Genomic DNA, 16,652 nt, shown 5'->3' with positions numbered 1-16,652 from the left:
CTATTCCCAGGCGAATCCGGCGTCGGGGGCGTCGTCCCGCAGCACGCCGCCCTCGATGAGCCCGTACGGGCGGTCGGCGGCGTGGAAGACCTCGTTCTCGTTGTCCAGGCCGAACGGGGACAGGTCCACCGCGAAGTGGTGCTTGTTCGGCATCGACAGCCTGACCTCGCAGATCCCGGGGCAGGTGGTCAGTACGCGCTCGCCCATGGCGTAGAGGGTCTGCTGGAGCGAGAGGCTGTGGGTGCCGGCGAACGCGTCGACGAGGCACTGCCTGGCCTCGTCGTAGGACTTGGCGTAGCCGGGGCCGTCGTCGTCGATGTCGGCGGCGGCGTGCCGCCACCGGGCGGAGACGGCGGTGGCCAGGACGCGGTCGGTGGTCGGCGGGAGCGTGGTGTACTCGTCGGTGATGTAGCCGTGGAACTCCGAGCCCGTCGAGTTCAGCACCACCAGCTCCTCGATGCCGGACAGCACGGTGGTGCGGCCGTCCCGGTCGTGGTGGATCACGCAGGTGCGCACCTCGCCGCCGTGCCGGACGAACGAGTGGGGTCCCGCGCGGTTCCAGCCGTACTCCTCGATCGCGACCCTGGCGTGGTGGATCGAGGGCTGCGCCGCCACGAAGTGCCGGGCCAGGCGGAGCGCGAAGTCCTCGATCTGGCCGACGCCGTACCGCCTGGCGAACGCGTACACGGTGTTCTTCTGCGTGTCGGTCGGCAGGACGGCGGAGTTGTCGCCGGTCAGGTGCGCGGCCTCCATGTCGCCCGACAGGGAGACACTGACGTTGACGTCCTTGAGGTGGTGCACGGGGCCGTCGCGCCGCACGTGCACGAGCCTGGTCTCCGCCTTGCCGTAGCGGTTGGCGCCGAGCTTGACGATCATTCAGCTCCCTCGGTAGGTGGAGTACGCGTACGGGCTGAGCAGCAGCGGCACGTGGTGGTGCCGGTCGGGGTCGGTGATCAGGAAGGTGACCACGACCTCCGGGTAGAAGGTGTCCTCCAGGTATCCGCCGGTGTCGAAGATCACCCGGTGCACTCCGGCGCCCGGGTTCCAGCCCTTGATGCGGCCGTCGCCGTCGGTGCTGCCCTCGGCCACGACCTCGCCCTCGTGCTCCAGGCGGACGCGCAGGCCGGCGGCGGGCAGGCCGGTGACCGCGTCGAGCACGTGCGTGGAGAAGCTCATGCCGCCTCCCCCAGGAGCTTGGTCAGCCGCAGCCGGGTGATGGCGGCCAGCTCGGCGCGGACCGCGTCGCGCTCGCGCTCCTCGTCGTTGCCCAGCCGCTCGCGCAGCCTGGCCAGCATCTCGGCGCCGGTGAGCCCGGTGGCGCACACCAGGTAGACGTGCCCGAACCGCTCCTCGTAGGCCCGGTTGCCGTCGGCGAGCGCCGCGCGCAGCTCGTCCTCGACGCCCGACTGCTCCTGGCGGGACCAGGCGGACTCGCGGCCCTGCCCGCTCGCCCGCTCGCCGATCCTGGGGTGCGCGCTCAGCGCCTCCAGGACGTCGTCCCAGGCCAGCTCCCGCACGGTCGCGCCGGCGGCGTCGAGCAGCCGTTCCAGGTCGGCGTAGGGCCGCAGCGCGGCCACCTTACCGGCGAACGCGCGGGAGGCGCAGCAGGCCAGCAGGTCCGCCTCGGCCTCGGCCGGGGACCGGGCGTTGAAGTCGGTGAGCATGCCAGAAGTACACACAGGCGCTTCGTGCCCGGTCCATCCGCGAGAACTCCCAACTCGCGGTCCGGATGCAGGACACTTTTCGTGTCATGCTCCAATGACGTGGGACGCGCCGCCGGAAGCGCCGACGGAAACGGTCAGGCGCTGCGCCTACACTGAGAGCCATCATGACCCCAACTTCCCTGATCGGCGGACACGTGTCCGTGACGGGCGGCCTGGCGACGGGCGGCCTCAAGTACATGGCCGAGATCGGCGCCGAGATGATCCAGGTGTTCGTCACCAACCCGCGCGGCTGGGCGCTCAACGACGGCAAGCCCGACGAGGACGCCAAGCTGGCCGAGTCGGGGGTGCCCGCCTTCATCCACGTGCCCTATCTGGTCAACTTCGGCTCGCCCAGCCCGGAGACGCTGGCCAACTCCATCGCGGTGGTGCGCCACGGCCTGCGCCGCGGGGTGGAGATCGGCGCCAAGGGGGTCGTGGTGCACACCGGCTCGGCGGTCACGCAGCCGCGCGACGACGCGCTGCGCCAGTTGCACGACAACCTGCTGCCGCTGCTCGACGAGATCCCCGAGGGCGGGCCCGACCTGCTGCTTGAGCCGATGGCGGGGCAGGGCGCCATGCTGTGCGCCACCGTCCAGGACCTGGAGCCCTACCTGGCCGCGCTCGACTGGCATCCGCGGGCCTGCGTCTGCCTCGACACCTGCCACGCCTTCGCGGCCGGTCACGACCTGGCGGCCGAGGGCGGTGTGCAAGAGACGTTCGACGCGCTGCACGCGATCGCGCCGGGGCGGCTCAAACTGATCCACGCCAACGACTCCAAGGACGTGTGCGGCGCGAAGAAGGACCGGCACGAGAACATCGGGGCGGGGCACATCGGCGCCCAGCCGTTCGGCGACATGATGCGGCACCCGGCGGTGGCCGGGGTGCCGATCTGCATCGAGACGCCGGGCAAGGCGCCCAAGCACGCCGAGGACATCGCGCTGCTGAAGAAGCTCAGGGACGCCTGACCGCTCCAAGGGGATAAAACCCCCATTTGAGTGGTGACCGTGATAGGGGCGCCCGCTCTCGCGATCCGACCGCCCCCGAAGGCCGGATCGCGGGGCCGCGTCAGCGGCCTCAGCGGGCGCCCCTTCACGTTCGGCGTGGCGGGCCCCACCCCCCGGTAAGGGGCCCGTCAGGCCGCGGCGACCTGCGCTGTCGCCGGTGAACCCCGCGCATCAGACCCTCTCGGTGAGCCTTGCGGCCCGTCCCCCCGATGCGCCGGGATGGCTCCGATGTCGAAACCCTACGGTTGCGATCTTGTGGGCGAAACCCTGTTTACGGACAGCTCGATGAACGGTCCGTAGTCAGCGATATACGGAGAGTAGTGTCACGACGAGCGGTCGCCGCCACGCGACGAGCGGTAGGTTGGGGGGCCCGCAAAATGCTCGGGCAAATGCATCCTGGCCATCATCCGGCCCACCGTCTGCGGCACCCGACCCGGTGTGACCAGGGATGTCGCCACCATCGCGGCGAACGAGACCGGAACGGCGACCGGCGCGGGGCAGGAAGTCAGCGCGCCCATCTTCACGCCTGCCTGCTCCGCGATCACAAGCACCGCGGTCACGCCCCCGCCCGCCACGAACCCGGCCGCGACGCCCGCGTCCGTCAGCCGCCGCCACCAGATGCCCAGCACCAGCATCGGGCAGAACGTGGCGGCCGAGAGGCTGAAGCCCAGCAGCACGAGCGCCACCGACACCCCGGGGCCGCTGCCCGCCGTCAGCGCCAGCGCCGCCAGCATGACGGCGACCACGGCCGCGCGGAACGACCGGATCCCGGCCCGCGTCACGCACGCCGACAGCGCGCCGCCCGCGGCCACCAGCACGCCTCCCGAGGTGGCCAGGAAGGCCGCGAACGCCCCCGCCGCCAGCAAACCCGTCAGCACCTCTCCCAGGGGCCCGGAGAGCAGCGTGGCGGGCAGCAGGAGCACGATCTCGTCCGCGGCGGCCCCCTGGACGTGAACGCTCCCCAGAAGCCCGTACAGCGGCGGCACGAAGCAGAACGCGGCCAGCATGACCTGGGTGGCCACGATGGAGCGCCGGGCGCCGCGCCCGTCCCTGCTGGTGTAGACGCGCACGACGACGTGCGGCAGCCCCGCCGTGCCCAGCGCGCAGGCCAGCAGCACCGACAGCACCCCGGGCAGCGACGGGTCACCGGCCCCCGCCAGCCCCGCGCCGCCCGCCCGGTAGGCGCCCTCGAACCAGGCGGCGGGCCGGCTGCCGGCCATCCACCAGCACACCGCCCCGACGCCCAGGAACACCGTCAGCTTCAGCCAGAACTGCGCGGCCTGCACGCTGGTCACGCTGCCCAGCCCGCCCGCCAACGCCACGGTCAGCGCCGCCGCGGCGACGGCCGCCCAGCCCAGCCACGGCGGCAGCCCGGTCAGCAGCCGCACCACCACCCCGGCGGCGTGCAATTGGGCGACCAGGAACGCCAGCCCGACGACGAGCACGAAGCAGGTGGTGAAGCGGCGCAGCGGCGCCGAGCGCAGCCGCCACTCGGCGAAGTCGGGCAGCGTGTACGTCCCCGACCGCCGCAGCGGCGCGACCACCAGCGCCAGGAGGACGACGAACCCGGCGGCGGCCCCCGCCGGGTACCACAACATCGGCGAGCCGTGCGTGGCGATGAGCCCGGCCGTGCCCAGGCAGGCGGCGGCCGAGGTGTACTCGGAGGTGATCGCGGCGCCGTTCCACCAGGGGGGAACCGCCCTGGCCGCCACGTAGAAGCCGGAGACGCCGCTGGCGCGGCGCGGTCGCGCGGCGCCTACCATGACGCCCAGAACCAGCACGAAGGCGATCCCGGTCAGCACCGCGACGGTCATCTCTCCAGCCGTTCCGCCCACCTGAGCTGCAGCACGGCCAGGCTCACCCAGGCGCCCTGGACGGCCACCGACAGCGCCACCCAGACCCACGGGTGCGGCACCCACGCGGCGACGACCGGCACGCCCACCAGGAGCCCCGCCATGGCGCCCACGGTGCGCAGCGCCTGCCGTAACTGCCTGCCCACGATGGCGGGTACGTCGGGCGCGTCCGGTGAGCCCCGGCCGCCGATGCCGTGACCGATGCCGTGACCGAGGGGGGCGCCGAGCGCGGGAGGCCGGCGGGAGACGACGACCCGGCGCCCGCCGGTCACGAGATCACGCCCCGATGCTGGCGGACGAGCTGCTCGCGCACCTGACGGCTGTGCCTCCTGCTCACCTGCAGCGTCTCGGTGCCGACGGTGAGCGTCACCCGCCCGCCCTCGAACCTGAGCTCGCTGACGTGCCGGCCCGACACGAGCGTGCTGCGGTGGATGCGGATGAACCCGGCATCCGACCAGCGGCGCTCCAGCGCGGCCAGCGACATGCGGACCAGGTAGCTGCCGTCGACGGTGTGCAGGCGCACGTAGTCGCCCTTGGCCTCGGCGAACCAGACGGCCTGCTGCGGCACGAACCGCGTGCGCCCGCCCAGCTCGACCGGGATCACGTCGTCCTGACCCGGCTCGGAGACGGGGCTGGTCGCGGCCTCCAGCCTGCGCACCGCCTCGGACAGCCGCTCGGCCCTGACGGGCTTGAGCAGGTAGTCGACCGCCTCCAGCTCGAACGCCTGCACCGCGCACTCCTCGTGCGCGGTGACGAAGACGAGCCTCGGCGGGCTGGGGAAGCCGCCGACGAGCCTGGCGAGGTCGAGCCCGTCGAGGCCGGGCATCCGGATGTCCAGGAACACCCCGTCGAGCCGCTCGCCGCCGCCGATCATCTGGACCATGTCCTGCAGCGCCGTGACGCCGTCGGCCGCGGTCGTGACGTGTTCGATTCGGTCGTCCTGGCGCAACAGGTAGGCGAGCTCCTCCAGAGCAGGCACTTCGTCGTCAACGGCCAGAACTCTCAGCATGTCCACCACGCTGTCGTATGGAAGCAGAGATTACCAGCGCCACGCTAGCACAGGGTAAGGATTTGACTACAAAGAGCTAAGCTGCGTCTTGGGCACACGCAACCGCACCTTCGTCCCCGCGCCCAGCGCCGTCTCCACGACGAGGCCGTAGCCGTCGCCGTAGATCTGGCGCATGCGCAGGTCCACGTTGGCCAGGCCGATGCCGCTGCCCTCGCGCGCCGGGTCCTCGTCCAGCATGCGCCGGGCGCACTCGGGGTCCATGCCGGCGCCGTCGTCCTCGACCGTGATGTGCGCCTCCGGGCCCGCGTCGCGCACCACGACCCGCACCTCGCCGGGGCCGCCGCGGCCGGCCATGCCGTGCTTGATGGCGTTCTCCACGAGCGGCTGCAGGCACAGGAACGGCACCGGCACGGGCAGCACCTCCGGCGCGACCTGCATGCTGAAGCGCAGTTTGTCGCCGAACCTGGCACGTTCCAGCAGCAGGTAGCGGTCCACACAGGTCAGCTCGTCGGCCAGGGTGGTGAAGTCGTGCGCCCTGCGCAGCGCGTACCGGGAGAAGTCGGCGAAGTCGAGCAGCAGCTCGCGGGCGCGCCTGGGGTTGGTGCGGACGAACGAGGCGATCGTCGTCAGCGCGTTGTAGACGAAGTGCGGCGAGATCTGCGCGCGCAGGGCGCGCATCTCCGCCTCCAGCGCGCGCCGCCTGGAGGCGTCCAGCTCGGCCAGTTCGAGCTGGCCGGAGACCCAGCGGCCGACCTCGCTGACGGTACGCACCAGCGCCGCGCTCACCTCGCCGTCGAAGGCCGCCAGCACGCCCACCACCGTGCCGTCCACCGTCAGCGGCACCGCCACGGCCCCCAGGTCAGGCCCGTCGGGACGGCCGGGGAACACCTGCGGGCGCCCGGCGGCCAGCGTGGCGCGGGCGTAGGTGAGCACGTCGTCGGTGCACGGCCCGTCCCACGCCAGCGCGGCGTCCGTCGAGGTGATCGCGACGGCGGAGGTGCCGAGCAGGATGCGCAGATGCCGCACGGCCTTGCGGGCGGAGTCGCGGTCGAGCCCCCCGCGCAGGGCCGGGGCCGCCATCGCGGCGATGTGCAGCGTGGTGTACGTCGCGTCGTCCGCCCTGTGGCCCTCCGGCACCGCCGTCCGGCCGCGCCACGGCGCACGGGCCAGCCCGAAGCCGAGGATGAAGGTCAGAGAGCACAGCGCCACGCACACGGTGGTCAGCATGCTGGAAACCGTAACCAATAACGGAGCGTGCCCGGGGGAAAACCGGGAGTTGTGTCAGGGCGGGCCCTCTCCGGGTTCCTCCTGGTAGGAGTAGCGCTGCTCGCGCCACGGGTCGGCCACGTTGTGGTAGCCGCGCTCCTCCCAGAAGCCCCTGCGGTCCTCCAGGAGGTACTCGATGCCGCGCACCCACTTGACGCTCTTCCAGGCGTACAGGTGCGGCACCACGATGCGCAGCGGGAAGCCGCGGTCCGGGCTGAGCGGCTTCTCGTCCAGCTCCATGGCGAACAGCGTGCCCGGCGCGGTGAAGTCGGTCATCCGCAGGTTGGCGCTGTAGCCGTACTCGGCCCAGATCATCACGTGGCGCACGCCGGGGTCGGGCGGGGCCGCCGCCATGATCGTGGCGGGGGTGACGCCGCGCCACTCGTTGGCCATGAGGGAGAACTTGGTGACGCAGTGGAAGTCGGCGATGCACGTGTCGCGCGGCAACCGCTCGAACTCGCCCCAGTCGAAGCGGTGCTCCTCACCCGACTCCGTGGCCCCGAACACCCGGAAGTCCCAGCGGTCCGGCTTGAACGCGGGCACCCTGCCGTAGTGGATCACGGGTCGGCCGCGCGGGACGTACTGGCCTGGAGGCAGGCGCGACTCCTCCACGATCACTCCCCTCACCGATCTCGGGTCTTGGGCCATCCTGCCATCGGGTCGCGAGTGGTTCGCGAGCGGGTGCGGTGCGGTAGGCTTGCGCACTATGCACGCAGCGTTCCTGTTTTCCTATGGCGGCGGACCCGAGTCCGTTCGCCATCTGATGCTGCGCTAGCAGACAGGCGAACGAAGGCCCCGGGTCCGATCGGACCCGGGGCCTTCTGTGTTTTCCCGGCAGTTCTTCCCGTTGAAGGAGCAAGCAGATGGTGATCGTGATGGGGCCCGAGGCCACCGCAGCCGACATCGAGTCGATCGTGTCCGTCGTCGAGGCGGCCGGGGTGGAGGCGTTCGTCAGCAGGGGCGTGCGGCGCACGATCGTCGGCCTGGTCGGCGACGTGACGCAGCTCGACGCGGCGAGCCTGCGGGGCATGGCGGGGGTGCGCGACGTGATGCGCGTGTCCACGCCGTACAAGCTGGTCAGCAGGGAGAACCATCCGGAACGCTCCACGGTCCACGTGGGCGGCGTGCCGATCGGTCCCGACACCGTGACGCTGATCGCGGGGCCGTGCGCGGTGGAGACGCCCGAGCAGACGCTCGCCGCGGCCAGGATGGCGCAGACGGCCGGGGCGGTGCTGCTGCGCGGCGGGGCCTTCAAGCCGCGCACGTCGCCGTACGCGTTCCAGGGGCTGGGCGAGAAGGGCCTGCGCATCCTGGCCGACGTGCGCGAGGAGACCGGCCTGCCGATCGTGACGGAGGTCGTGGACGCGCGGGACGTGGCGACGGTGGCCTCGTACGCGGACATGCTGCAGGTCGGCACCCGCAACATGCAGAACTTCGCGCTGCTGCAGGAGGTCGGCGCGGCCGGCAAGCCGGTGATGCTCAAGCGCGGCATGACGGCCACGATCGAGGAGTGGCTGATGGCGGCCGAGTACATCGCGCAGCGCGGCAACCTCGACATCGTGCTCTGCGAGCGGGGCGTGCGCACCTACGAGACGGCCACCCGCAACACGCTCGACGTCTCGGCCGTGCCGGTGGCGCAGCGGCTGTCGCACCTGCCGGTGATCATCGACCCGTCGCACTCGGGCGGGCGGCGCGACCTGGTGCTGCCGCTGACCCGCGCGGCCATCGCGGTCGGCGCCGACGGTGTGATCATCGACGTGCACCCGCAGCCGGAGCAGGCGCTCTGTGACGGGCCGCAGGCCCTGGTGGACGCCGACCTGGGCGAGCTGGCGCAGGTCATGACCGACTTCCCCGCGCTGCTCGGCAAGACGGCCGCGACGGCCTGACCCGCCCCGCGCGTACGGCCGGCCGCCACGAGCCGCCGCCGGTCGTACTCATGGGTAACTTGAGTACGAGACCTCATGTGCCGGGCTTCGCCTGCGCCGCACGATGGCCCCATGACGAAGCCCATTCAACCCACGCAGACCACCGCGTTCTACGTCCAGGCGGTCCTGTCGTTCGCCGTCTCGCTGACCTCCGTGGTGATCGCCCTGATCTACCTGCCCACCGAGGGCTGGATCAAGGCGTTCCTCGGGCTCGGCCTCCTGTACGTCGTCACCTCCACCATCACCCTGTGCAAGGTCGTACGGGACCGTCAGGAGCTCTCGGAGGTCAGCAACCGGGTCGACCAGGCCAGGCTGGACAAGCTCCTGACCCAGCACGACCCGTTCAAGGTCGACGCCTAGGCTAGAGGGTGTACTCCTGGATCGAGTCGGCGAGCTGCACGCACAGCTCCTCGGCGTCCAGCCGCTTCTCGATCTGCTTGAGGTCCTCGATCTTGGCCCGCGTCTCGGCACGCTTGGGAGCGAGCAGCGAGCAGCAGTCCTCGTCGGGCAGCTCCGAGATCTCCAGCGTGCCGATGCGCCGGGCCTCCGCCATGATCTCGGTCTTGTCCCAGCCGACCAGCGGCCGCAGGATCGGCAGCTCCACCGCGTTGTCCTGGGCGGTGATGTTGGCCAGCGTCTGCGACGAGACCTGCCCGAGCGCGTCGCCGGTGATCAGGGCGGCGGCGCGGATGCGATGGGCGACCTCCTCGGCCGTCTTCAGCATCAGCCGCCGCTGCGCGATCACCGCCAGCCGGTCCTGGCCCGAGGTGCGGATCGACTGCTGGGCCTTGCCGAACGGCACCACCCACAGGCGCGACCTGCCCTGGAACCGGTCGAGCTTCCTGACCAGCGCGTACGCCTTGTAGATCGACTCCGACGTGGTGAACGGGATGCCGGAGAAGTGCAGGAAGTCGACGTGCAGGCCGCGCCGCATCATCCGGTACGCCGCCACGGGCGAGTCGATGCCGCCCGACATGAGCACCAGGGCCCGGCCGCTGCTGCCGACAGGCAGGCCGCCCTGGCCGGGGATGCCGCCGGTGAAGACGAACACCTCGTCCCTGTCGACCTCGATGTGCACGGTCAGCGCGGGGTTCTTCAGATCGACGGGCAGGCCGTACTCGTCGTTGATGGCGCCCCCGACGAGCCGGTCGAGCTCGTTGGAGCGCAGCGGGAAGCGCTTGTCGCGGCGGCGGGAGCGGACCGCGAAGGGGGCGCCCCGCTTGGCCTCCTCGCTCTCGCCGGCCAGCTCAAGACCGGCCTTGAGCACGGCGTCGGGGTCCTTGGCGACCCGCCAGGCGCGGTGGATCCAGACCAGCCCCGGCACGTCGGCGACGCGCTGCGCCACGGCCTCGGCCTGCTCGGGGGAGGCGCCCTCGGGCAGGAAGATCGCGATCACGCCGTGCCGCTTGCGCACGTCCACCTGGACGCCGACCGTCTGCAGGGCATCCTTGATGTTAGCGATCAGGCGGCGCTCGAACAGCTCGCGGTTCTTGCCCTTGAGGACGATCTCGCCCAGCTTGAGCAGAACGCACGGCTCGCCCAGGGCGGACATCGTCATGGTGGAACCTCCGGGGAAGATGGGGATTGACGCGGCGTCGCTGAAGCCAACGCCGCGACCACCCGAGTTTAGTCCGCGTCGAGCCCGCGCTCGATCGCATATCGCACCAGCTCCACCCGGTTGTGAAGCTGCAGCTTGTTCAGGGTGTTCTGCACGTGGTTCTGCACGGTGCGGTGCGACAGGACCAGCCGCTCGGCGATCTGCTTGTACGACAGCCCCTTGGCGACCAGCCTGAGCACCTCGGTCTCCCGCTCCGTCAGCCTCGGCCCCTCGGTGGGCTCCAGCTGGCCGGCCAGCCGCCGGTACTCCCCCAGCACCAGCCCGGCCAGCCCCGGCGTGAACACGGCGTCGCCGTCGGCCGTGCGGCGCACGGCGTCGAGGAACTCCTCCCGGCCGGCCGACTTCACAAGGTAACCGCAGGCCCCGGCCTTGACCGCCTCCAGCACGTCCTCCTGCTCGGCGCTCGCCGACAGCACCAGCACCCTGGGCGCCGGGTCCATCTGCGCCAGGCGGGCCGCCACCTCGGGCCCCGTCAGGTCGGGCAGCCTCAGGTCGAGCACCACGACCTCGGGCAGCACCGCGGCGGCCACCCTGACGGCCTGCCGCCCCTCCCCCACCGTGGCCACGACCTCGTAGCCGGCCTCCGTGAGATCCCTGGCGACGCCGTCGCGCCACATGGGATGGTCGTCCACCACCATGACCCGCACCATGGCGCAACTGTAAGCGTTCCTCAGGCTTGTGAGCGTTCCTCAGGCGGACAGGGTGATCTCCACCTCGGTGCCCTGCCCGGGGACGCTCACGATCGACACCTTGCCGCCCAGCTCGGCCATCCGCCCGCGGATCGACCTGGCCACGCCCATCCGCCCGTCCGCTACGGCCTGCTCCAGCCGTCCCTCCGGGATGCCCGGCCCCTCGTCCCTGACAGTGACCGTGACAGTGCCGTCCAGGTATTCGGCCAGCACCCAGGCGCGAGCCTCCTGACCGCAATGCGCGCGCACGTTGTCCAGGGCCGCGCCGACGGCGGCGGAGACGGACGCGGCGGCCTCGGCGGGCAGGACCAGCGGCGTGGCGGGGGCCGAGACCGTCACCGACGCGGAGGCGTGCCGGGCGAGCAGCGAGCGCAGGTCGGTCGTGCCCAGCGGCGGAGGCGGCCCGACCGAGACCAGCTCGCGCAGCGCGGCCTCCTGTTCCCCCGCCAGCCGGCCCAGCTCGGCCGCCTCGCCGCCGAGCTCCCGGCCGCGCCGCTGCACCAGGGCGAGAACCTGGAGCACTGAGTCGTGGATGTCGCGGGCCAGCCGCTCCCGCTCGCGCTGGGTGGCCTCCATCTCGGCGGCCCGCTGCATGCGCTCCTCGGCCCGTTTGGCCAGCCGGACCATGTGGCCGACCAGCCAGCCGGCCATGAGCAGCAGCACCGTCTCGTTGATGAGGGCGGAGGCGTCCTCGACCCGCGACCTCGCCCACAGCTCTCCGGCCGCGACCACGACCGCCGCGAGCGTGCCGGCGCGCCTGCCGTAACGCACGGCCCAGGCGAGCACGGGCGCGGCCATCCAGGTCGCGGGCACGGGCATGGCGCCCATCGCCACGTTCACGGGGCCCTGCACGTACGGGGTGCTGAGCAGGCACACCATGGTCACCGTCAGATCGACGGTCAGCAGCGGCCAGCGGCGCAGCGACTCGGCCGGGTAGGCGACGGTCGCCGCGGCCGTCCACAGCGCCATCACCCCGATGACCAGCCAGCCCAGCACCGGCTGCTCGTAGCCGCGGTGCTGGGCCATGAGCAGGGCCGCGTACACCACCGACGCCACCCTGAAGACCGCGATCGCCCGCCAGAAGGGCCCTTCGATAGCCATGAGTCCTTCTCATGTTTCCGACACAGAAGTTGACAGATAGTTCGGATATCCAAGCGAAAGGGACATCCGGGATGGCACAATCCGTGAACCCCTAAATGCAAGGAACCGATAGATGACCGCTGTGAATCATTTCACCTACGGACTGATCACGCCGTTGCTCGCCTACGTCATGTCCTGCATCGGCTCGATGCTCGGACTGCGGCTCACCGCGCAGGCCCACGCCTCGCGCGGCGGCGCCCGCGTACGCTGGCTGCTCGGCGCGGCAGTCTCCATCGGCGGCACCGGCATCTGGGTCATGCACTTCATCGCCATGATGGGCTTCGAGGTCGAGGGCACCCAGATCAAGTACGACGTGCTGCTCACCGTGGCCTCGGCGGTCGTGGCCATCGTGGTCGTCGGCACCGGCCTGTTCCTGGTCTCCTACGGCGGCGGCCGGATCCTCGCCCTGCTCGGCGGCGGCCTGCTGACGGGGCTCGGCGTGGCCTCCATGCACTACCTCGGCATGTACGCGATGAACATGTCCGCCCACGTCTCCTACGACCGGATCACCGTCGCCGCCTCCGTGGGCATCGCCGTGGTCGCCGCGACCGTGGCCCTGTGGTTCACCCTGCGTGTCAAGAAGCCCATCTGGATCACCGCCGCCGCCCTCGTCATGGGCGTGGCCGTCGCCGGCATGCACTACACCGGCATGTACGCCATGCACGTCTCGGTCGACGCCGAGCCCGGCATGGTGGGCGGCGCCGACGCGCTCGACTTCCTCGTGCCGCTGATGACCGTGATCAGCCTCATCACCCTCACCATGCTCCTCATGGTCATCCTGTCCCCGTCGGAGGAGGAACTGCACGAGGACGCCGAACTCGTCGCCAAGCTCGAACTCCGCCGTCGCACCGCCCACCAGCAACAACTCACGTATCCCGTGCCAATGCCGCGCCAACAGCACATGCAGGCTCGGCGAAGGTAGTTGCGCGCGCGACGACTCCCTGCTCATACTCCCTTATCGGTGCGTAAGGGATGGGTGGGGTATGTCGCCGATCGATCATTTCTCGCATGGGCTCTTGACGCCTGTGCTTGCTTACATCATGTCCAGCGTGGGCTCCATGCTCGGCCTCCTGCTCACCTCGCGCGCGAGGCTGATCGGCGGCCGTGAGGCCAGGTGGTGGCTCGTCGGCGCCGCCTTCGCCATCGGCGGCACCGGCATCTGGACCATGCACTTCATCGCCATGCTCGGCTTCTCCGTCGACGGCCTGGCGATCAGGTACGACGTGCCGCTCACCGCGGCCTCGGCGTTCCTCGCCGTCGTCGTCGTGGGCATGGGGCTGTTCCTGGCCGCCCACGGCGGCGAACGGCCGCAGTTCCTGCTCGGCGGCGGCGTCCTGACCGGGCTCGGGGTGGCGGGCATGCACTACATGGGCATGGCGGCGATGAACATGTCCGCCCACGTCTCCTACGACCCGGTGGTCGTCACGCTGTCGGTGCTGATCGCGGTGGCCGCGGCCACGGTGGCGCTGTGGTTCACGCTGCGGGTCAGCGGGGCGCTCAGGATCGGCGGGGCGGCGCTGCTCATGGGCGTCGCGGTCTCGGGCATGCACTACACCGGCATGTCCTCGATGTCGGTCGCCTCGCACGCCGAGATGGTGTCCGTCTCCGGCGCGCGGGCCATCGACTTCCTGCTGCCGCTCATCGTGGGGATCAGCGTGATCACGGTGGGGCTGCTGCTCACCGTCATCCTGTCGCCCTCGGAGAAGGAGCTGCGCAGCGAGGCGGAGTTCAGGGAGAGGCTGCGCGGACGCGACGAGGGCGCGCCGGAGGTGGATCTCTTCGGCACGCCCCGCGGGTGAACCATGTGCCAGGTACGGCTTGCGACGCGTGGTGGGCCGCCGACTCTCTGCGGCGCAAGCCGTACCTTGAGGGGGTTGTAGCGGCAACCCCGCTGACTCGAAGGTACGGCCGCCCGCTTGCAGGCCGCTTTCAGCCGAAGAACACCTCGGCCTCGGAGTAGCGCTCCACCGGCACCGTCTTCAGCTCGGAGGTGGCCTCGTCGAGGCCGACCCGCACGATGTCGGTGCCACGCAGCGCGACCATCTTGCCGTAGTCGCCCTCGTGCGCCGCGTCGATCGCCTGCAGCCCGAACCTGGTCGCCAGGACCCGGTCGTAGGCGGTGGGGGTGCCGCCGCGCTGGATGTGGCCGAGCACCGTGGTGCGGGCCTCCTTGCCGGTGCGCTTCTCGATCTCCTTGGCCAGCACCTCGCCGATGCCGCCCAGGCGGACGTGGCCGAACGCGTCGAGCGTGCCCGTCTGCAGCTCCATCTGCCCCTCGATGGGGTGCGCGCCCTCGGCGACCACGATGATCGGCGAGTAGCGGGTGCGGAAGCGGGACTCGACGTACTCGCAGACCCGGTCGATGTCGAACGGCTTCTCCGGGATGAGGATGACGTTCGCGCCGCCGGCCATGCCCGCGTGCAGCGCGATCCAGCCCGCGTGGCGGCCCATGACCTCGCAGATCAGCGCCCGATGGTGGGACTCCGCGGTGGTGTGCAGCCGGTCGATGGCCTCCATCGCGATGTTGACCGCGGTGTCGAAGCCGAAGGTGTAGTCGGTGCCCGACAGGTCGTTGTCGATCGTCTTGGGCACGCCCACGACGTTGACCTCGCGGTCGTAGAGCTGCTTGGCGACACCGAGGGTATCCTCCCCGCCGATGGCGATCAGAGCGTCCACGCCGGTCGAGGCCAGATTCTCCTTGATCCGGTCGACCCCGTGCTCGATCTTCATCGGGTTCGTCCTGGAGGAGCCAAGTATGGTGCCTCCGCGCGGCAGGATGCCGCGTACGGCCTGGATGTCGAGCGGCATCGTGTCGCCTTCGAGAGGGCCGCGCCAGCCGTCACGGAAGCCGACGAACTCATGACCGTAGACGCTCACCCCCTTACGCACCACTGCCCTGATCACGGCGTTGAGCCCGGGGCAGTCGCCGCCTCCGGTGAGCACTCCGATACGCATGGCGGGTTCCTCCCAATAGGGGTCATGAACCAGTCCTGATGTCAGACTCGCATTGTGCCCGGCCTCACACCGAGTGGTCTAGACCAAACGCGGCCCCGAAAAACTAAACCCTTACCCTGGAGGAAATTTCATGAATGTGCTGGCCATCGATGCTGGGACAACTGGGGTAACGGCGCTGGTTGTCGCAGAAAACGGGCAGATCATCTCCAAGGGGTACGAAGAATTCGCGCAGCATTTCCCCGAGCCCGGATGGGTCGAGCACAACCCCGAGGAGATCTGGCAGGCCGCCCTCTCCGCCTGCGCGACCGCCCTGCGCACCGCCACTGAACCGCCGTCCTGCGTGGGCATCACGAACCAGCGCGAGACCGCCGTGCTGTGGCATCGCCGCACGCTGGCGGCGCCCCGGCGGGCCATCGTCTGGCAGGACCGCCGCACGGCCGCACTGTGCGGGCGGCTGCGCGAGGCAGGACACGAACCACGCGTCTCGGAGCTGACGGGACTGCGCCTCGACCCCTATTTCACCGCCACCAAACTGACCTGGCTGGCCGAGAACGACCCCCGCGTATGGCAGGACGTCCAATCCGGAAATGTGGCGATAGGGACGGTGGATTCCTACCTGATCGCCAGGCTGACGGCGGGCGCGCGGCACGTCACCGACCCGTCCAACGCCTCACGCACCCTCCTGTACGGGCTCGACTCCGGCACCTGGGAACCTGAGCTGTGCGAGCTGTTCGGGGTGCCCGCGGAAGCGCTGCCCGAGATCGTGCCCAACTACGGGCCGATCGGGCGTACCGACCCCTCGGCCTTCCTCGGCCTGGACGTGCCCATCAGCGGAGTCGCAGGCGACCAGCAGGCGGCGCTGTTCGGGCAGACCTGCTTCGACGTCGGGGACGTCAAGTGCACCTACGGCACGGGATCGTTCGTGCTGACCAACCTCGGCGGGGAGATCGTCCGCTCCGGGTCAGGGCTGCTCACCACCGTCGCCTGGCAGACGCCGTCGGGCGAGCGCACGTTCGCGCTGGAAGGATCGATCTTCGTGACGGGCGCGGCGGTGCAGTGGCTGCGCGACGGGCTCGGCGTCATCGGGACCGCCGCCGAATCGGAGGCCGTGGCACGGACCGTGCCCGACAGCGGCGGGGTGGTGTTCGTGCCCGCGCTGACCGGACTGGGGGCGCCGCACTGGGATCCTGCGGCGCGCGGGCTGATCACCGGGATCACCCGGGGGACGACGCGGGCGCACCTCGTCCGGGCCACCCTGGAGGCCATCGCCTTCGAGGTGCGGGACGTGGTCGAGTCGATGACGTCCGGGGGGTCGGGGGCCGTGTTCAAGGCCGACGGCGGGGCCAGCGCCAACGACCTGCTCATGCAGCTCCAGGCCGACCAGCTCGGGGCCGTGGTGGAGCGGCCCGCCATCCAGGAGACGACCGCCTTGGGGGCGGCGTTCCTGGCGGGGGTGGGGGGGGGGGGGGGGGGGGCCGGGGGGGGGGGGG

General features: G+C 70.9%; 17 protein-coding genes and 1 pseudogene. 6 read left to right on the top strand and 12 right to left on the bottom strand.

Translation table 11 applies throughout. From position 1 onward, the window contains the following. The 3 genes from pucL to uraD are packed head-to-tail and all read right to left on the bottom strand — an operon-like array spanning position 1 to position 1,664. Positions 1-876: a factor-independent urate hydroxylase gene (gene pucL, locus FXF51_RS13520; RefSeq protein ID WP_148434702.1), complete on the bottom strand. Its 876-nt coding sequence runs from the start codon at positions 874-876 to the stop codon at positions 1-3. Further along, on the bottom strand, positions 877-1,176 hold the full coding sequence (gene uraH, locus FXF51_RS13515; RefSeq protein ID WP_148434700.1) for a hydroxyisourate hydrolase: 300 nt from the start codon (positions 1,174-1,176) through the stop codon (positions 877-879). After that, complete coding sequence (gene uraD, locus FXF51_RS13510) at positions 1,173-1,664, bottom strand: 2-oxo-4-hydroxy-4-carboxy-5-ureidoimidazoline decarboxylase (protein WP_148434698.1); 492 nt, start codon at positions 1,662-1,664, stop codon at positions 1,173-1,175. The genes uraH and uraD overlap by 4 nt, the downstream gene beginning before the upstream one ends. 164 nt (positions 1,665-1,828) lie before the next feature. On the opposite strand from uraD, the gene FXF51_RS13505 reads away from it, so the two are divergent. Next, positions 1,829-2,668 (top strand): deoxyribonuclease IV, encoded by an 840-nt coding sequence (locus FXF51_RS13505; protein WP_148434696.1) that lies wholly within the window; start codon positions 1,829-1,831, stop codon positions 2,666-2,668. A gap of 362 nt (positions 2,669-3,030) precedes the next feature. On the opposite strand, the gene FXF51_RS13500 is transcribed toward FXF51_RS13505, so the two are convergent. The 5 genes from FXF51_RS13500 to FXF51_RS13480 form a co-directional block, all read right to left on the bottom strand. Continuing rightward, positions 3,031-4,521 carry a sodium:solute symporter family transporter gene (locus FXF51_RS13500; protein ID WP_148434694.1) on the bottom strand — a complete coding sequence of 497 codons (1,491 nt, stop codon included), beginning with the start codon at positions 4,519-4,521 and terminating at the stop codon, positions 3,031-3,033. Further along, positions 4,518-4,832, bottom strand: coding sequence for a hypothetical protein (locus FXF51_RS13495; protein WP_148434693.1), 315 nt, complete (start codon positions 4,830-4,832; stop codon positions 4,518-4,520). Before FXF51_RS13495 ends, FXF51_RS13500 begins: the two co-directional genes overlap by 4 nt. Then, complete coding sequence (locus FXF51_RS13490) at positions 4,829-5,569, bottom strand: LytR/AlgR family response regulator transcription factor (RefSeq protein WP_148434691.1); 741 nt, start codon at positions 5,567-5,569, stop codon at positions 4,829-4,831. Before FXF51_RS13490 ends, FXF51_RS13495 begins: the two co-directional genes overlap by 4 nt. Positions 5,570-5,635: 66 nt before the next feature. Next, the gene (locus tag FXF51_RS13485) at positions 5,636-6,796 is read right to left on the bottom strand and encodes a sensor histidine kinase (RefSeq protein ID WP_148434689.1); all 1,161 of its coding nucleotides are present in this window, start codon (positions 6,794-6,796) and stop codon (positions 5,636-5,638) included. Positions 6,797-6,850: 54 nt separating this feature from the next. Beyond that, on the bottom strand, positions 6,851-7,447 hold the full coding sequence (locus FXF51_RS13480; RefSeq protein WP_262379497.1) for a molybdopterin-dependent oxidoreductase: 597 nt from the start codon (positions 7,445-7,447) through the stop codon (positions 6,851-6,853). Positions 7,448-7,698: 251 nt separating this feature from the next. Between FXF51_RS13480 and aroF the strand changes: the two genes are divergently transcribed. Together aroF and FXF51_RS13470 are read left to right on the top strand one after the other, a co-directional pair. Further along, entirely contained in the window at positions 7,699-8,721 is a 1,023-nt protein-coding gene (gene aroF / locus FXF51_RS13475; protein ID WP_148434686.1) for a 3-deoxy-7-phosphoheptulonate synthase, read from the top strand. Positions 8,722-8,832: 111 nt separating this feature from the next. Further along, positions 8,833-9,120 carry a YiaA/YiaB family inner membrane protein gene (locus tag FXF51_RS13470; RefSeq protein WP_148434684.1) on the top strand — a complete coding sequence of 96 codons (288 nt, stop codon included), beginning with the start codon at positions 8,833-8,835 and terminating at the stop codon, positions 9,118-9,120. A 1-nt stretch (position 9,121) separates the two neighbouring features. On the opposite strand, the gene thiI is transcribed toward FXF51_RS13470, so the two are convergent. From thiI to macS, 3 genes are all read right to left on the bottom strand, one after another. Beyond that, on the bottom strand, positions 9,122-10,318 hold the full coding sequence (thiI, locus tag FXF51_RS13465; protein ID WP_148434682.1) for a tRNA uracil 4-sulfurtransferase ThiI: 1,197 nt from the start codon (positions 10,316-10,318) through the stop codon (positions 9,122-9,124). A 68-nt stretch (positions 10,319-10,386) separates the two neighbouring features. Then, positions 10,387-11,028, bottom strand: coding sequence for a response regulator (locus FXF51_RS13460; protein WP_148434680.1), 642 nt, complete (start codon positions 11,026-11,028; stop codon positions 10,387-10,389). Between the two features lie 39 nt (positions 11,029-11,067). Continuing rightward, positions 11,068-12,168, bottom strand: coding sequence for a MacS family sensor histidine kinase (gene macS / locus FXF51_RS13455; protein ID WP_148434678.1), 1,101 nt, complete (start codon positions 12,166-12,168; stop codon positions 11,068-11,070). Between the two features lie 112 nt (positions 12,169-12,280). Here macS and FXF51_RS13450 point away from each other — a divergent pair, with 112 nt between their 5' ends. Continuing rightward, positions 12,281-13,129 (top strand): MHYT domain-containing protein, encoded by an 849-nt coding sequence (locus FXF51_RS13450; RefSeq protein WP_187414355.1) that lies wholly within the window; start codon positions 12,281-12,283, stop codon positions 13,127-13,129. 118 nt (positions 13,130-13,247) lie between these two features. Next, positions 13,248-14,006: an MHYT domain-containing protein gene (locus FXF51_RS13445; protein WP_262379496.1), complete on the top strand. Its 759-nt coding sequence runs from the start codon at positions 13,248-13,250 to the stop codon at positions 14,004-14,006. A 130-nt stretch (positions 14,007-14,136) separates the two neighbouring features. Here the strand turns inward: FXF51_RS13445 and FXF51_RS13440 are convergent, their stop codons facing one another. Beyond that, entirely contained in the window at positions 14,137-15,162 is a 1,026-nt protein-coding gene (locus FXF51_RS13440) for a 6-phosphofructokinase (RefSeq protein ID WP_148434675.1), read from the bottom strand. 130 nt (positions 15,163-15,292) lie between these two features. On the opposite strand from FXF51_RS13440, the pseudogene FXF51_RS13435 reads away from it, so the two are divergent. Continuing rightward, positions 15,293-16,561, top strand: a pseudogene (locus tag FXF51_RS13435) (FGGY family carbohydrate kinase); the annotation flags it as partial. Between the last annotated feature and the right edge of the window lie 91 nt (positions 16,562-16,652).

It is taken from the genome of Nonomuraea sp. PA05 (genome assembly GCF_008086045.1).
Taxonomy (GTDB): domain Bacteria; phylum Actinomycetota; class Actinomycetes; order Streptosporangiales; family Streptosporangiaceae; genus Nonomuraea; species Nonomuraea monospora.
Note: the sequence above shows the minus strand (reverse complement) of the source record. Positions and strands in the feature narration are given on the sequence as shown.

Bases quoted from the DNA above. Each gene is read 5' to 3' on its own strand.
- pucL (WP_148434702.1), bottom strand. From the start codon at position 876: ATGATCGTCAAGCTCGGCGCCAACCGCTACGGCAAGGCGGAGACCAGG.
- uraH (WP_148434700.1), bottom strand. From the start codon at position 1,176: ATGAGCTTCTCCACGCACGTGCTCGACGCGGTCACCGGCCTGCCCGCC.
- uraD (WP_148434698.1), bottom strand. From the start codon at position 1,664: ATGCTCACCGACTTCAACGCCCGGTCCCCGGCCGAGGCCGAGGCGGAC.
- FXF51_RS13505 (WP_148434696.1), top strand. From the start codon at position 1,829: ATGACCCCAACTTCCCTGATCGGCGGACACGTGTCCGTGACGGGCGGC.
- FXF51_RS13500 (WP_148434694.1), bottom strand. From the start codon at position 4,521: ATGACCGTCGCGGTGCTGACCGGGATCGCCTTCGTGCTGGTTCTGGGC.
- FXF51_RS13490 (WP_148434691.1), bottom strand. From the start codon at position 5,569: ATGCTGAGAGTTCTGGCCGTTGACGACGAAGTGCCTGCTCTGGAGGAG.
- FXF51_RS13485 (WP_148434689.1), bottom strand. From the start codon at position 6,796: ATGCTGACCACCGTGTGCGTGGCGCTGTGCTCTCTGACCTTCATCCTC.
- aroF (WP_148434686.1), top strand. From the start codon at position 7,699: ATGGTGATCGTGATGGGGCCCGAGGCCACCGCAGCCGACATCGAGTCG.
- FXF51_RS13470 (WP_148434684.1), top strand. From the start codon at position 8,833: ATGACGAAGCCCATTCAACCCACGCAGACCACCGCGTTCTACGTCCAG.
- thiI (WP_148434682.1), bottom strand. From the start codon at position 10,318: ATGACGATGTCCGCCCTGGGCGAGCCGTGCGTTCTGCTCAAGCTGGGC.
- FXF51_RS13460 (WP_148434680.1), bottom strand. From the start codon at position 11,028: ATGGTGCGGGTCATGGTGGTGGACGACCATCCCATGTGGCGCGACGGC.
- macS (WP_148434678.1), bottom strand. From the start codon at position 12,168: ATGGCTATCGAAGGGCCCTTCTGGCGGGCGATCGCGGTCTTCAGGGTG.
- FXF51_RS13450 (WP_187414355.1), top strand. From the start codon at position 12,281: ATGACCGCTGTGAATCATTTCACCTACGGACTGATCACGCCGTTGCTC.
- FXF51_RS13445 (WP_262379496.1), top strand. From the start codon at position 13,248: ATGTCCAGCGTGGGCTCCATGCTCGGCCTCCTGCTCACCTCGCGCGCG.
- FXF51_RS13440 (WP_148434675.1), bottom strand. From the start codon at position 15,162: ATGCGTATCGGAGTGCTCACCGGAGGCGGCGACTGCCCCGGGCTCAAC.